At 69.3% G+C, this 15,809-nt stretch carries 10 protein-coding genes; all 10 read left to right on the plus strand.

What is annotated here, in order from left to right; genetic code table 11:
* Positions 1 to 67: 67 nt before the first annotated feature.
* The 10 genes from acnA (at position 68) to dxs (ending at position 15,737) form a co-directional block, all read left to right on the plus strand.
* Positions 68 to 2,782 carry an aconitate hydratase AcnA gene (gene acnA, locus AAFN69_RS17855; protein WP_347729515.1) on the plus strand — a complete coding sequence of 905 codons (2,715 nt, stop codon included), beginning with the start codon at positions 68 to 70 and terminating at the stop codon, positions 2,780 to 2,782.
* A gap of 307 nt (positions 2,783 to 3,089) precedes the next feature.
* Positions 3,090 to 3,212, plus strand: coding sequence for a hypothetical protein (locus tag AAFN69_RS17860; RefSeq protein WP_347729516.1), 123 nt, complete (start codon positions 3,090 to 3,092; stop codon positions 3,210 to 3,212).
* Positions 3,213 to 5,099: 1,887 nt separating this feature from the next.
* Entirely contained in the window at positions 5,100 to 6,548 is a 1,449-nt protein-coding gene (gene ngcE / locus AAFN69_RS17865) for an N-acetylglucosamine/diacetylchitobiose ABC transporter substrate-binding protein (protein WP_347729517.1), read from the plus strand.
* 109 nt (positions 6,549 to 6,657) lie between these two features.
* Positions 6,658 to 7,590, plus strand: coding sequence for a sugar ABC transporter permease (locus tag AAFN69_RS17870; RefSeq protein ID WP_347729518.1), 933 nt, complete (start codon positions 6,658 to 6,660; stop codon positions 7,588 to 7,590).
* A complete protein-coding gene (locus AAFN69_RS17875; protein WP_347729519.1) occupies positions 7,590 to 8,516 on the plus strand; it encodes a carbohydrate ABC transporter permease in 927 nt (308 codons plus the stop codon). The genes AAFN69_RS17870 and AAFN69_RS17875 overlap by 1 nt, the downstream gene beginning before the upstream one ends.
* A gap of 330 nt (positions 8,517 to 8,846) precedes the next feature.
* The gene (locus tag AAFN69_RS17880; protein ID WP_347729520.1) at positions 8,847 to 10,046 is read left to right on the plus strand and encodes an ROK family transcriptional regulator; all 1,200 of its coding nucleotides are present in this window, start codon (positions 8,847 to 8,849) and stop codon (positions 10,044 to 10,046) included.
* A gap of 120 nt (positions 10,047 to 10,166) precedes the next feature.
* Positions 10,167 to 11,285, plus strand: a complete 1,119-nt coding sequence (locus AAFN69_RS17885; protein ID WP_347729521.1) for a substrate-binding domain-containing protein — start codon at positions 10,167 to 10,169, stop codon at positions 11,283 to 11,285.
* A 4-nt stretch (positions 11,286 to 11,289) separates the two neighbouring features.
* A complete protein-coding gene (locus AAFN69_RS17890) occupies positions 11,290 to 12,120 on the plus strand; it encodes an ATP-binding cassette domain-containing protein (protein ID WP_347729522.1) in 831 nt (276 codons plus the stop codon).
* Positions 12,117 to 13,499: a sugar ABC transporter permease gene (locus tag AAFN69_RS17895; protein ID WP_347729523.1), complete on the plus strand. Its 1,383-nt coding sequence runs from the start codon at positions 12,117 to 12,119 to the stop codon at positions 13,497 to 13,499. The genes AAFN69_RS17890 and AAFN69_RS17895 overlap by 4 nt, the downstream gene beginning before the upstream one ends.
* A gap of 303 nt (positions 13,500 to 13,802) precedes the next feature.
* Positions 13,803 to 15,737, plus strand: coding sequence for a 1-deoxy-D-xylulose-5-phosphate synthase (gene dxs / locus AAFN69_RS17900; RefSeq protein ID WP_347729524.1), 1,935 nt, complete (start codon positions 13,803 to 13,805; stop codon positions 15,735 to 15,737).
* The last annotated feature ends 72 nt before the right edge of the window (positions 15,738 to 15,809 follow it).

Genomic DNA, 15,809 nt, shown 5'->3' on the forward strand with positions numbered 1-15,809 from the left:
GCGGATCGGTGAGAAGCCGTGGCGGCAGCATGGACGTAGTACGCGCACATTGATGAAGGAGACTGTCGTGTCGGCGAACAGCTTCGACGCCCGCAGCACGCTGCGCGTGGGCGACGAGTCGTACGAGATCTTCAGGCTGGACAAGGTCGAGGGCTCCGCGCGCCTCCCGTACAGCCTGAAGGTGCTGCTGGAGAACCTGCTCCGCACGGAGGACGGCGCGAACATCACCGCCGACCACATCCGGGCGCTGGGCGGCTGGGACTCCCAGGCGCAGCCCAGCCAGGAGATCCAGTTCACGCCGGCTCGCGTGATCATGCAGGACTTCACCGGTGTGCCCTGCGTCGTGGACCTCGCCACCATGCGCGAGGCCGTCAAGGAGCTGGGCGGCGATCCGGCGAAGATCAACCCGCTGGCCCCGGCCGAGCTGGTCATCGATCACTCCGTCATCGCCGACAAGTTCGGCACCAGCGACGCCTTCGCGCAGAACGTCGAGCTGGAGTACGGCCGCAACCGCGAGCGCTACCAGTTCCTCCGCTGGGGCCAGACCGCGTTCGACGAGTTCAAGGTCGTCCCGCCGGGCACCGGCATCGTCCACCAGGTCAACATCGAGCACCTGGCCCGCACCGTCATGGTCCGCAAGGGCCAGGCGTACCCCGACACCCTCGTCGGCACCGACTCGCACACCACCATGGTCAACGGCCTCGGTGTGCTCGGCTGGGGCGTCGGCGGCATCGAGGCCGAGGCCGCGATGCTCGGCCAGCCGGTCTCCATGCTCATCCCGCGCGTCGTCGGCTTCAAGCTGACCGGTGAGCTCACCCCCGGCACCACCGCCACCGACCTGGTGCTCACCATCACCGAGATGCTCCGCAAGCACGGGGTCGTCGGCAAGTTCGTCGAGTTCTACGGTGAGGGCGTCGCCGCCACCTCGCTCGCCAACCGCGCCACCATCGGCAACATGTCGCCGGAGTTCGGCTCCACCGCCGCCATGTTCCCGATCGACGGCGAGACCCTGAAGTACCTGCGTCTCACCGGCCGCGACGAGCAGCAGGTCGCGCTGGTCGAGGCGTACGCCAAGGAGCAGGGCCTCTGGCTCGACCCGGCCGCCGAGCCCGACTTCTCCGAGAAGCTGGAGCTCGACCTCGCCACCGTCGTCCCCTCCATCGCCGGACCGAAGCGCCCGCAGGACCGGATCGTCCTCGCCAACGCCGCTCAGCAGTTCGCCGTGGACGTGCGCAACTACGTCTCGGACGACGAGGAGGCGGGCAAGGAGTCCTTCCCGGCCTCCGACTCGCCGGCCTCGGCCAATGGCGTGCCGTCGCGTCCGACCACCGTCACCGCCCCCGACGGCTCGACGTACGAGATCGACCACGGCGCCGTGACCGTCGCCGCGATCACCTCCTGCACCAACACCTCGAACCCGTACGTCATGGTCGCCGCCGCGCTGGTGGCCAAGAAGGCGGTCGAGAAGGGCCTGACCCGCAAGCCGTGGGTCAAGACCACCCTGGCGCCCGGCTCCAAGGTCGTCACCGACTACTTCGACAAGGCGGGGCTCACCCCCTACCTCGACAAGGTCGGCTTCAACCTCGTCGGCTACGGCTGCACCACCTGCATCGGCAACTCCGGCCCGCTGCCGGAGGAGGTCTCCAAGGCCGTCAACGAGCACGACCTGGCCGTGACCTCGGTGCTCTCCGGCAACCGGAACTTCGAGGGCCGGATCAACCCCGACGTCAAGATGAACTACCTGGCCTCCCCGCCGCTGGTCGTCGCCTACGCCATCGCGGGCTCCATGAAGGTGGACATCACCCGCGACGCCCTCGGCATCGACCAGGACGGCAAGCCGGTCTACCTCCAGGACATCTGGCCCACCGAGGCCGAGGTGAACGACGTCGTCGCCAACTCCATCGGCGAGGACATGTTCAACAAGTCCTACCAGGACGTCTTCGCGGGCGACGCCCAGTGGAAGGCGCTGCCGATCCCGACCGGCAACACCTTCGAGTGGGACACCGAGTCCACCTACGTCCGCAAGCCCCCCTACTTCGAGGGCATGCAGATGGAGACCACCCCGGTCTCCGACATCGCCGACGCCCGGGTGCTGGCCAAGCTGGGCGACTCGGTCACCACCGACCACATCTCCCCGGCCGGTGCGATCAAGGCCGACACCCCGGCCGGCAAGTACCTCACGGAGCACGGCGTCGAGCGCCGCGACTTCAACTCCTACGGCTCCCGCCGAGGCAACCACGAGGTCATGATCCGCGGCACCTTCGCCAACATCCGGCTGCGGAACCAGATCGCGGCCGGCACCGAGGGCGGCTTCACCCGCGACTTCACGCAGGCCGACGCGCCGGTGTCCTTCATCTACGACGCCTCGCGCAACTACATCGACCAGGGCATCCCGCTGGTCATCCTGGCGGGCAAGGAGTACGGCTCCGGCTCCTCCCGCGACTGGGCCGCCAAGGGCACCGCGCTCCTCGGTGTGAAGGCCGTCATCGCCGAGTCGTACGAGCGGATCCACCGCTCCAACCTCATCGGCATGGGCGTCCTCCCGCTCCAGTACCCGGAGGGCGCGAGCGCCGAGGCCCTCGGGCTCACCGGTGAGGAGACCTTCTCCTTCACCGGCGTCACCGAGCTCAACAACGGCGTCACCCCGCGCACCGTCAAGGTCACCACCGACACGGGCGTCGAGTTCGACGCGGTCGTCCGTATCGACACCCCCGGCGAGGCGGACTACTACCGCAACGGCGGCATCATGCAGTACGTGCTGCGGAACCTCATCCGCGGCTGACGGCACGGGCCCGAAGAGCACCGGGGCCGCTCCTCCGTACACCACGGAGGCGCGGCCCCGGTGCCGTTCCGGCCCGCGAGCTGCTCGGTCTCCATACCCGGGGAGGGCTGAGGGCGGAGAGCCCCGGGCCGAGGGCTGAAGGCTTCGGGCCCATTCCGAAGGCCAGGTCCCGCCGCGCGCGACCGTCCGGTGCCGGCGTTCGCTCCCGCTCACCCGCAGCCCCCGGACACAGCTGTTCTGAGCTCCGACCTCCGGCGTCCGGCCATTGTCCGGACGCGCGGTCGCCCTGGTGAACAATCGGGAGCCGATGGCATACTCCCCGCTCCCCGTCGCCGCCGGACGGAAGCCGGGCGCGGAGAAGAGCCGGGAGAACACCTCCCGCGTCTCCTCCCGCGTCCGCCATGGACGCGACGCGGTGTCGTACGGGTAAATGGTGTACCGGGCGAAGGGGTTGGAGCGCCCGTACCCGCCCATCCGCGCGTCGCGGGCCTCCCTCACCTCCTGGACCACCCCGCCGCGGGAGCCGGCGCATGCGGGGGAGACGGTCTCCGGGGTGGTGCGGTACGCCTGGAAGAGCGCCCGGCCCGTCCCGGCGAGTCCGCGGTCGTTGAGATACCCCTCCAGGGGCCACGACAGGCCCTCGTGTGTCCTCGTGGAGGCGTATCCGGTCAAGGGGGACGTCTCCATCCCCTCGCGGCCCACACCGGGCGAGGTGGGACGGCGGTCGCGTTCCCCCGGCGCCGTCTCGCGCACCGCCCGGTACGCCGTCCCGTACACCGCCTCGCGGTGCGGCGGACGCTCCTCACCCGGGCGTCCGCGACGACGGCATCGGAGCCGGTGCCCGGCACAGCGCCGCTGGGCGAAGCCGTCGGCCGGTTCGACCGCCTTGCGCGGGGTGAGCAGGGAGTACGCGGGCCGGGCGGTCCGCCGGGAGTCGGTGACGGCGCGGTCCGGGCCGGCGTCGGGGCGGGGGTGTCCGCTCACCCCGCCGGGTCCGGTGACGGATCCCCGGCACCGGGCGCGTCGAGGACTCCGTACACGAAGAGGCGGGTCGCGCCCGTGGAGAGTCCGCCATGCCCGTCGCGCTGTGGAGGGCGGCGCTGCCGTCCTCACCCGGACAGGTGAACCGCATCATGGCGGCACGGCCGGGCGGGGTCAACTCGGCGCGGATGCCGTGCCCGAAAGTGACTGGGCGGTCATGAGAGCGTGCCGTCTCGTCGCCGTGGCGGAACGGCGGTGTGCGCTCGGCCCGGCCGAGCCGCCGATCGTGTGCGTCCGGTCGCGAAGCGCCCGCCCGTCCGGCGCCGGCCGGGGACCCCTGCACTGCCCGCGGCCGGCGGATCCCTTGAGGGGCCGGCCCCTCGGTTCGCGCGATTCGGGGTCATCGGCCGAGGTCGGGACGGAGAACGCGGCCTCCACCGGGGCGCCGGCGCCGAACTCCGGCCATGCGGTGGCCGGCTGGAGAACGGCTGGATTCTCCTTGGCCTCCCCGGTCGCGGCGTGTTCACCACCGGCATGCAGATCGATCACCTTATCGGTGATATTGCCCGGTATGCCGATGAGGAATCCGCCATTGGCGTCGAAAGCCCTTTTCTTGCCGTCCGAGCTGATATCAACGGTATTACGTCGCTCCGGTCGGCGTTCATCCGATTCGAGGGAGGTGGTGAATTCGCGTTCCGCAGGTGGGGCGGCCCCGGCCGCGGGAATGGCGACGGCGGCCGGCGGGCGCGCCGCCGGCGGTGGGCCAGTGGCGGCCGTGAGGACCGGACTTGGGCTCCGCCGGGGCCCGGGTCCGGCCGTCGCCGACTTTCCCTCGTTGGGGGGAGTCGTTTCGGAAGAGTGCGGGACAACGTTGTCAGTGTGGCGTACAGGCATCAGCGGGGAGGTGAGTTCGTGGCGGTGTCAAGGGTTTTGGCGTGGTGTCGCCAGTGAAATGATCAGGGGCGGATGGAAGAACTGGCCGTTTGGTTCCATCTGCGCCTCAGATATCCGCGAGGTCTCAACTCGGGAAAGACTCCTGCGCAACCTTGCTTTCGATCTTGCTCCCTTGACGGGAAGTGGACTATACCTGTCGGCACCCGCGCAGCCATTGCACAGCGTGCGGGGCCCAGGGGGACCGGGGGAGACGGGCAGCCGTGCGCTCATATTCAGCTGCCCGTGTGCCGTTCACCCTGCCGACTGTGCAGACAACCCAAGCTTCAACTGATTTTCCCCTGGGGAAACACAGCAACTGACCGCGGTAACGGGGCCCTTCGCCTGAGCGACGGACGGGCGACCGGTTCACCGCCTGAGTCCTGATGAAGGTGAGGACTTGAGCATGGGATCCACTTCCGCGCACAACAATGAGGGCGGTCTCGGCCGTCGTAGTCTGATCAAGCGGTCCGCCGCGATCGGCGCACTGACGATTCCGACGATGAGCTTCCTCTCGGCCTGCGCCAGCGGCGACAGCGGCAGCGAAAAGAAGGTCGACAAGGGTACGAAGTCGGACAAGAACCCGCTGGGCGTCAACGCCTCAGCGCCTCTTGAGTTCGTCATCTTCGATGGCGGGTTCGGCCAGCAGTACGCCAAGGACGCGGTCAAGGTCTACGAGAAGACCTACCCCAAGGCCAAGGTCAAGTTCCAGGCCACCCAGAAGATCACCACCGAGCTCCAGCCCCGGTTCAACGGCGGCACCCCGCCGGACCTGATCGACAACTCGGGTGCCGAGCAGATGGACATGGGCGTCCTGGTCGGCCAGAAGCAGCTCACCGACCTCACCACGCTGCTGGACGCCGCCTCCATCGACGACCCGTCGAAGAAGGTCCGCGACACCCTGCGGCCCGGCATCGTCGAGATGGGCCAGTTCGAGGGCGACCCCGTCTGGGTCCTCTACTACGCCTACACCGTCTACGGCGTCTGGTACTCCCAGAAGGCCCTGGACTCGCTCGAGGTCGAGTACCCGGAGACCTGGGACCAGATGCTCGACGTCTGTGCCAAGGCGAAGAAGAAGGACATCGCGGGCTGGACGTACGCGGGCAAGCACCCGTACTACATCCCCTTCTCGCTCTACCCGATGATCGCCAAGGTCGGCGGCGCCGATGTGCTCAAGGCGATCGACAACCTGGAGCCGAACGCCTGGAAGCACCCGGCGGTCAAGACCTGTTTCGAGGCCTACTACGAGCTCTTCAAGAAGGGCTACATCCTTCGGGGCACCCCCGGTCTGGACCACATCCAGTCGCAGACCGCCTGGACCGAGGGCAAGGCCCTCTTCCTCCCCAACGGCTCGTGGGTCGAGAACGAGGCCGCGAAGACCATGCCCAAGGACTTCAACCTCGCGGTTGCGGCGCCGACCGGCATCGACTCCTCGGACAAGATGCCCTTCGGCACCCTGTGGGCGTCCGGCGGTGAGCCCTTCATCGTCCCGTCCAAGGCCAAGAACCCCGACGGCGGCATGGAGCAGCTCCGCATCATGCTGAGCGAGGCGTCCTCCAAGAACTTCACCGGCCAGGTGAAGTCCCTGACCGCGTTCAACGGCGGTACCGACGGTCTGCAGCTGACCCCGGGACTGGCGTCCGCCGTGGCCGCGCTGGAGAAGGCCGGCGACAATGTCGTCAACCCGCGCCTCCAGGACTGGTACAGGGCGCTTCAGGCGGAGAAGATCGGTACCGGTGGTCTCGGCGAGATGATGGCCGGCCGGCTGACCCCGGCGGAGACCATCAAGAAGATCCAGGGCTACGCCGACGAGGCTGCCAAGGACACCTCCATCAAGCACTACAAGCACCAGTGATCACAGCCGGGGCCCCATGTCCGCCGACCGGGAGCGGGGCCCCGGTTTCTCCACGCGCGCACGCGGTGCACCAGCGGCGCCTCCGCAGGAAGATCGGGGTCGGTAAAAAATGCAGCACGGAAAGTACCGTTTCATCGTGGGGTTCTTGGTGGCGCCCCTGGCCTTGTACGCGACGTTTGTCATCTGGCCATTCATTCAGTCCATCTACTACTCGTTCACGGACTGGAGCGGTCTCAGCCCCGAGTTCAAGATGATCGGGTTCGACAACTACAGCAGGATGCTGGACGACACCGTCTTCTGGAAGTCGCTCCAGCACAGCCTCACCTTCGCGCTGCTGCTGCCGGTGGCCACGGTGGGCCTGGCGCTGTTCTTCGCGTTCATGCTCAATGTCGGTGGCCGGCGCCGCAAGGGTGCGGCCATCTCGGGTGTGCGCGGATCGTCGTTCTACAAGATCGTGTACTTCTTCCCCCAGGTGCTGTCGATCGCGATCGTGGCGCTGCTCTTCCAGTTCGCCTACAACCCCAACAGCGGCGCGATCAACTCCGCGCTGAAGGCGGTGGGCGTGGGCGAGGAGAGCCTGCCGGACTGGCTCGGTGACCCCGATTTCGCGCTCTGGTGTGTGATGGCGGTGCTGATCTGGTCCACGGTCGGCTTCTTCGTGGTCCTCTTCTCCGCGGGCATGGCCTCCATCCCCAAGGACTTCTACGAGGCGGCGCTGCTGGACGGCGCGAGCCGCTTCACCACCTTCTTCAAGATCACGCTGCCGCTGCTCTGGGACACCGTGCAGTCCGGCTGGGTCTACATGGGCATCCTCGCGCTGGGCGCGGAGTCCTTCGCGGTTGTGCAGATCATGACGGTGGGCCCCAATGGCGGCGGCCCCGACTTCTCCACGATCGTCATGCCGCTGTACGTGTACCAGAAGGCCTTCCGTGACGGTCAGGCCGCCTACGCAACAACGATCGGTGTCGCACTGCTCATCGTCACGATGCTCTTCGCGGCCGTGGTGATGAAGCTGGGCCGGCGCGAGCGGCTGGAGTTCTGATGAAGACGACCGAGACCTCCGTCGAGGCCACCGCCACCGGCGGAACCGAGACGAAGACCAGCGCCCCCAGCGGGAGCGCGGCCAAGCAGAAGGCGAAGTCCGAGGGCGGCGTCCTCAATGTCTTCTCCCACGGTGTGCTGATCCTCTGGGCGATCATGGTGGTGATGCCGCTGCTGTGGGCGGTCATGACCTCGTTCAAGAACGACAAGTCGATCTTCACGGATCCGTGGGCACTGCCGGACAAGCTGCACTTCGAGAACTGGTCGCGGGCCTGGACCGAAGCCCATATGAGCGACTACTTCCTCAACACCATCCTGGTGGTGGGCGGATCGCTCTTCGGCACCCTGCTCTTCGGCTCGATGGCCGCCTATGTGCTGGCGCGCTTCGAGTTCCCCGGAAGCCGGTTCCTCTACTTCCTCTTCATCGGAGGAATGAGCTTCCCGGTCATCCTCGCTCTGGTGCCGCTCTTCTACGTGCTCCAGAACATGGCCCTGGTCAACACCCTGCACGGTCTGATCCTGGTCTACATCGCCTACTCGCTGCCGTTCACCGTCTTCTTCCTGACGGCGTTCTTCCGGACCCTGCCGTCCTCGGTGGCGGAGGCGGCCTTCATGGACGGCGCCTCGCACACCCGGACGTTCTTCCAGGTCATGCTGCCGATGGCGAAGCCCGGCCTGATCAGCGTCGGTATCTTCAACTTCCTGGGACAGTGGAACCAGTATCTGCTGCCCACGGTGCTCAACACCGACCCGGAGAAGAAGGTGCTCTCGCAGGGCCTGGTCCAGCTCGCGGTCAGCCAGGGCTACAAGGGCGACTGGTCCGGGCTCTTCGCCGGTCTGGTGATGGCGATGCTGCCGGTGCTGGCGGCGTACATCATCTTCCAGCGCCAGGTGGTCGCCGGACTGACGGCGGGGGCGGTGAAGTAGCGGCCCCGGCGGTACGCCTCCGGCCCGGCCGGACGCCGCCCGCCACTCCGGTACGGCTCCAGCAGGTCTCGTGCGGACCCTGGTGGACTCGAACCCAACGAACTCCTCTCGTACGACCGTGACCCCTCTCGTACGACAGTGAAGGCGACGGCCCCCGCGGAACTCTCCGCCGGGGGCCTTCGTCGTCCCGCCGGTGAGATCGGCTCTTGACGGAATACCCACCGGACAGTGAGCTTAGGCTTCACAAGTTGGAGAAATCCGGGGCGGCCCGAGCCGGCCCCGGACGGGGGCGGGCCATCGTGCCGGCCCCGGGGCGGGAGTGGTGAGCCAATGGGGACTCCGGGATCGCAGACATCACTGCACCGGGCCAATCTCGAACGGGTGGTGCGCGCGGTGCGCATGGCCGGTTCGCTGACCCAGGCCGAGATCGCGCGGAGCACCGGTCTCTCGGCGGCCACGGTCTCCAACATCGTCCGCGAGCTCAAAGAGGGCGGGACCGTGGAGGTCACCCCCACCTCGGCCGGCGGTCGCCGTGCCCGCTCCATCTCGCTCAGCGGGGACGCGGGCTGTGTGGTGGGCGTTGATTTCGGCCATACCCATCTGCGGGTGGCGATCGCCGATCTCACCCATCGGGTGCTCGCCGAGGAGTCCGAGCCGTTCGCCGTGGACGCTTCGGCCGCGGAGGGCTTCGACCGGGCCGAACGCCTGGTCAAGCAGATGATCGCCACCGCGGGGACCGTACAGGACAAGGTCATCGGGGTCGGGCTCGGGCTGCCCGGGCCCATCGACGGCGCCTCCGGGATCCTGGGCTCCACCGCGATGCTGCCCGGCTGGATCGGCACCAACCCCGGCGAGGAGATGTCCGGTCGGCTCGGAGTCCCCGTCCATGTGGACAACGATGCCAATCTCGGGGCCCTCGGCGAGCTCGTCTGGGGCGCCGGCCGGGGCGTGCGGGATCTGGCGTACATCAAGGTCGCGGGCGGGGTCGGCGCCGGTCTGGTGATGGGCGGCCGGGTCTACCGGGGGCCGGGCGGCACGGCCGGCGAGATCGGCCACATCACCCTGGACGAGTCCGGTCCGGTCTGCCGCTGCGGCAACCGGGGATGTCTGGAGACCTTCGCCGCCGCCCGCCATGTGCTCCCGCTGCTCCACACCAGCCACGGCCCCGGTCTCACGATGGAGGAGGTGGTCCGGCTGGCCCGGCAGGGGGACCCCGGCTGCCGCCGGGTCATCGCCGACGCCGGCCGCCACATCGGCAGCGGGGTGGCGGTCCTCTGCAATCTCCTCAATCCCAGCCGGGTGATCATCGGCGGTGATCTGGCGGACGCGGGGGACCTGGTCCTCGGCCCCGTCGGGGAATCCCTCGCCCGGTACGCCATCCCGAGCGCGGCCCGGCAGCTCTCCCTCGTCACCGGTGCCCTCGGCCCGCGCGCCGAGGTGCTGGGCGCCCTCGCCCTGGTGCTGAGCGAGATGGGCGACGGCGCCCTGCTCGACAGCGAACTCCCCGGTACGGATTCAGTGTTCATCTAGAGAACGCATGGCACCGTTGTCATCTTGTCGGGGATTTACTCCTTGACGCCGACTCCGGGGCCGAGTTGACTGCCTGCCACCTCGGCCGCGATGTCGCGGCCCCGTCAGGGAGGTTCAGAGATGAACGCACAACTGCGCCGGGCCGCCGTTGCCGCCGCCGCCTCGGCGATGGCCGTCTCACTCGCCGCCTGCGGCAGTGCCGGGGAGTCGGGGGACAAGGCGAAGGGGAAGGCGTCCGGCGGTGCGCAGGGCGACGACATCTCGGTCGGCCTCCTCCTGCCCGAGAACCAGACCGCCCGCTACGAGAGGTTCGACAAGCCGCTGATCGAGCAGCGGCTCGCCGAACTGACCGACGGGAAGGCCGAGATGGTGTACGCCAACGCCAAGCAGGACGCCGCGCTCCAGGCCCAGCAGATCGACACCATGATCACCAACAGGGTCGATGTGCTGATCCTGGACGCGGTCGACTCCAGGGCCGTCGCGGCCGGGGTGCGCAAGGCCGATGAGGCCGGGATCCCGGTCGTCGCCTTCGACCGGCTCGCCGAGGGCCCGATCGACGCCTACACCTCCTTCGACAACGAGGAGGTCGGCCGCGTCCAGGGACAGGCCCTCCTCGACGCGCTCGGCGACAAGGCCGGCTCCGGCCTGATCGTCATGATGAACGGCTCCATCACCGACCCCAACGCGGCGCTCTACAAGAAGGGTGCGCACGCGGTGCTCGACGGCAAGGTGAGGATCGGCAAGGAGTACGACACCAAGGAGTGGAAGCCGGAGAACGCCAACGCCAACATGGAGGCGGCCATCTCCGCCCTCGGCAAGGACAGGATCGCCGGCGTCTACGCCGCCAACGACGGCATGGCGGGCGGCGTCATCACCGCACTCAAGGGCGCCGGTCCGGCAACGCTGCCACCGGTCACCGGCCAGGACGCCGAACTCGCCGCCGTCCAGCGGATCGTGGCCGGCGAGCAGTACCAGAGCGTCTACAAGCCCTACGCCGGCGAGGCGAGCGCGGCGGCGGAGATGGCCGTGGCCCTCGCCAGGGGCGAGGATCTCGCGGGCATCGCCGAGGACACGGTCGACAGCCCGACGGTACGGGGAGTGCCCTCGGTGCTGGTCCCAGTGGTCTCCCTGACCAGGGAGAACATCGCCGACACGGTCGTCAGGGACGGCATCTGGACCATCCGGGAAATCTGCGCACCCGCCTACGAGGCCGCCTGCGACAAGCTCGGCCTGAAGTGAGGGGATGATGCGGATGTCCGCCCCACCCGTACTGGCGCTGCGCGGAGTCTCCAAGCGATTCGGTGCCGTCCGGGCACTCACCGATGTCGAGCTGGAGGTCCGCGCCGGAGAGGTCGTCGCCCTCGTCGGCGACAACGGCGCCGGAAAGTCCACCCTGGTCAAGGCCATCGCCGGGGTCCATCCCATCGATGACGGGACCATCGAGTGGGACGGCCGGCCGGTGTCGGTCGGCAGCCCGCACGACGCGCGGGAACTCGGCATCGCCACCGTCTACCAGGACCTCGCGCTCTGCGACAACCTCGATGTCGTCGGCAATCTCCACCTCGGCCGGGAGCTGCGCACCCGGGGTGTCCTGGACGAGGTGGAGATGGAGCGCCGCACCCTCGAACTCCTCGGTACGCTCTCCATCCGCATCCCCAGCGTCCGCGTCCCCGTCGCCTCGCTCTCCGGCGGCCAGCGGCAGACGGTCGCCATCGCCCGCTCCCTGCTCGGCGAACCGCGGCTGGTCGTCCTGGACGAACCCACCGCCGCCCTCGGCGTCGAACAGACCGCCCAAGTTCTCGACCTGGTGGAACGGCTCCGCGAGCGCGGCCTCGCCGTCATCCTGGTCAGCCACGACATGGCCGATGTCCGAGCGGTCGCCGACCGGGTCGCCGTGCTGCGCCTGGGCCGGAACAACGGTGACTTCGATGTCCGCCACACCTCGCGGGAGGACATCGTCTCCGCCATCACCGGCGCCGCCGAGAACGCCGTGACCCGCCGGGCCGCGCGCGGCGCGGGGCCCCCGGCGGCGCCCGGGCCCGATCCCCACGAGACGGAGGAGGTCACCCGGTGACACCAGCGGACCCGCCGGATTCCGCGGAAGCGGCTCCGGACCCGGCCGACCTCCGGAAGGACACCGCGCCGGCCGGCTTCCGGAAGAAGGCCCTCACCCCGGCCGGCCCTCCGAAGGACCTCACCCCGGCCGACCTCCCGAAGGACACCGCGCCGGCCGTCACCGCCGCGGACCCCCGGCCGCTCGCCGGGGAGCGGGGCCTCACGGGACATCTCGCCGGCCTCCGGCGCCGGGCCGGTGCCGGCGACCTCGGCTCCACCCCGGTGATCATCGGCCTGGTCCTCATCTGGGCTGCCTTCCAGCACATGAACGGCGGCTTCCTCTCCGCCGAGAACCTGAGCAACATCACGGTCTCGATGGTCGGCACCGGAATGATGGCCGTCGGCATCACCTTCGTCCTGCTCCTTGGCGAGATCGATCTCTCCGTGGGCGCCGTCAGCGGTGTCTCGGGCGCGATCGTCGCCGTACTGAGCGTCTCCCACGGCGTCCGGGAATGGCTGGCGGTCCTGGCCGCCGTCGCGGGCGGCACGGCCATCGGGGCCCTGCACGGCTTCTTCTTCGCCCGTGTCGGCGCCCCGGCCTTCGCCGTGACCCTGGCCGGGCTGCTCTTCTGGCAGGGCTTCATGCTCCAGCTGCTCGGCGACAGCGGCACCGTCAACCTGGCGGACGACGGCATCGTCGGCAGCCTCACCACGTACTACTTCACCGATGTGGCCGCCGCCCACGGACTCGCCGCCGCCGCCGTCGCCGGATACTTCCTCGCCGGATTCCTCGACCGCCGCCGCCGCACCGCCGCGGGCGTACCCGCCCGCCCGCTCGCCGGCATCGTGCTGCGCACGGCCCTGCTCGCGCTGGTCTCCTTCGGCGCCGCCTTCACCTACAACCAGTACAAGGGCCTGCCGCTGGCGGTGGTCCTCTTCCTCGCCGTCCTGGTGATCACCGATTTCGTGCTCCGCCGCACCCTCTGCGGCCGAAGGGTCCTCGCCCTGGGCGGGAGTGTGGAAGCGGCCCGCCGGGCCGGTGTCAATGTCACTGCCGTCCGTGTCTCCGTCTTCGCCGTCGCGGGCACCTTCGCGGCCATCGGCGGACTCTTCCTCGCCTCCAAGATCGCCGCCGCCAATCAGAGCGCCGGCGGCGGTGAACTCCTGATGAATGTGATCGCGGCGGCCGTCATCGGCGGCACCAGCCTCTTCGGCGGACGCGGCAGCACCTGGAACGCCCTGCTCGGCGTGCTGGTCATCGTCTCCATCCAGTACGGGCTGGCGCTGGAGGGCATCGAGTCCCCGGTGCAGTTCATGATCACCGGTGGTGTGCTGCTCGCCACTGTGGTGATCGACTCCCTCACCCGCCCAACCCGCCGCACCGCCGGCCGGCCCTAGAACCGCCCACCCGCCGCCCGTCCCCCGCCACACCCGTCCGCACCAGCGGATTCCCTCCCCGCCGGACCCGCTCCGGCACCCCGGCCGGGGCCGGACCCGGTGCCCGGCACCGCCCGCGCGGTGCCGGGCATTGTCGCGCATCCGGACCACCCGCGGAGGAAATCGGCCATTGGCATGACTCCTATCGGACCGCCCGGGAACCATGGTTCAGATCGGAACATTAGACTCGTCCAAATCGGCAAGGCTCGAACCGGCTGTCACACCCAGCTCAATACACCCAGCTCAATACGCAAGGAGGCACGGGTGACACTGCTTACCCGTATCAGGGGACCGCGCGATCTGGACCGGCTCAGCCCGGAGCAGCTGGATCAGCTGGCCGCAGAGATCCGCACCTTCCTCGTGGACGCCGTCTCCAAGACCGGCGGACATCTCGGCCCCAACCTCGGTGTGGTCGAGCTGACCATCGCCCTGCACCGGGTCTTCGACTCCCCGAAGGACAAGGTTCTCTGGGACACCGGGCACCAGAGCTATGTGCACAAGCTGCTCACCGGCCGCCAGGACTTCACCCGGCTCAAGATGAAGGGCGGCCTCTCCGGCTACCCCGCGCGCGCCGAGTCCGAGCACGACTTCATCGAGAACTCCCACGCCTCCACCGTCCTCGGCTGGGCCGACGGCCTGGCCAAGGCCAATGAGGTCCTGAAGAAGGACGACCATGTCGTCGCCGTCATCGGTGACGGCGCGCTCACCGGCGGCATGGCCTGGGAGGCGCTGAACAACATCGCCGCGGCCAAGGACCGCCCGCTCGTCATCGTCGTCAACGACAACGAGCGCTCCTACGCGCCCACCATCGGCGGCCTCGCCAACCATCTGGCGACCCTGCGCACCACCGACGGCTACGAGCGCTTCCTCGCCCGCGGCAAGGACATCCTCGGCCGTACCCCCGTCGTCGGGAAGCCGCTCTACGAGACCCTGCACGGCGCCAAGAAGGGCCTCAAGGACTTCATCGCCCCGCAGGGCATGTTCGAGGACCTCGGCCTCAAGTACGTCGGCCCCATCGACGGGCACGACATCGAGGCCCTGGAGTCCGCGCTCATCCGCGCCAAGCGCTTCGGCGGGCCCGTGATCATCCACTGCCTCACCGAGAAGGGCCGCGGCTACCAGCCCGCCCTCCAGGACGAGGCGGACCGCTTCCACGCCGTGGGCAAGATCCACCCCGACACCGGGCTGCCCATCGCCAGCTCCGGCCTCGACTGGACCTCCGTCTTCGGCGAGGAGATGGTCAAGCTCGGCGCCGAGCGCGAGGACGTCGTCGCGATCACCGCCGCCATGCTCCAGCCCGTCGGCCTGGACAAGTTCGCCAAGGCGTACCCGGACCGGGTGTACGACGTCGGCATCGCCGAGCAGCACGGCGCGGTCTCCGCCGCCGGTCTCGCCACCGGCGGGGTGCACCCCGTCTTCGCCGTCTACGCCACCTTCCTCAACCGCGCCTTCGACCAGGTCCTGATGGATGTCGCCCTGCACAAGTGCGGTGTGACCTTCGTCCTCGACCGCGCGGGCGTCACCGGCACCGACGGCGCCTCCCACAACGGCATGTGGGACATGTCGATCCTCCAGGTCGTCCCCGGCCTGCGGATCGCCGCCCCGCGCGACGCCGACCAGGTCCGCGCCCAGCTCCGCGAGGCCGTCGCGGTGGACGACGCGCCGACCGTGGTGCGCTTCTCCAAGGGCGCGGTCGGCCCCTCCGTCAAGGCCGTGGGCCGCGTCGGCGGCATGGACGTACTGCGCAGGCCCGGCTCCGACACGCCCGATGTGCTGCTGGTATCCGTCGGCGCGCTGGCCCCGATGTGCCTGGAGATCGCCGACCTCCTCGACAAGCAGGGCATCTCCACGACCGTCGTCGACCCCCGCTGGGTCAAGCCGGTGGACGAACAGCTTCCGCCGCTCGCCGAACAGCACCGGGTCGTCGTCACCGTGGAGGACAACAGCAGGGTCGGCGGTGTCGGCTCCGCCGTCGCGCAGGCGCTGCGCGACGCGGGCGTCGATGTGCCGCTCCGCGACTTCGGCATCCCGCCGCGGTTCCTCGACCATGCCTCGCGCAACGAGATCATGGCCGAGATCGGACTGACCGCGCCGGACATCGCCCGCCAGGTCACCGGTCTGGTCTCCCGTCTCGACGGCCGCTTCGGCTCCGCCGCGGAGGCGGCGGGCGAGCCGGTGGAGGAGCCGGTCCGCGACTGATCCACCCCCGTGCGCCCCCGGGGCCGCTCCTCGCCGCTCAGCCGCCGGGGACCGGCCCCGCGGCGCGTCGGG

The sequence above is a fragment of the Streptomyces sp. CAU 1734 genome (genome assembly GCF_039888735.1).
In the GTDB taxonomy this organism is placed as follows: domain Bacteria; phylum Actinomycetota; class Actinomycetes; order Streptomycetales; family Streptomycetaceae; genus Streptomyces.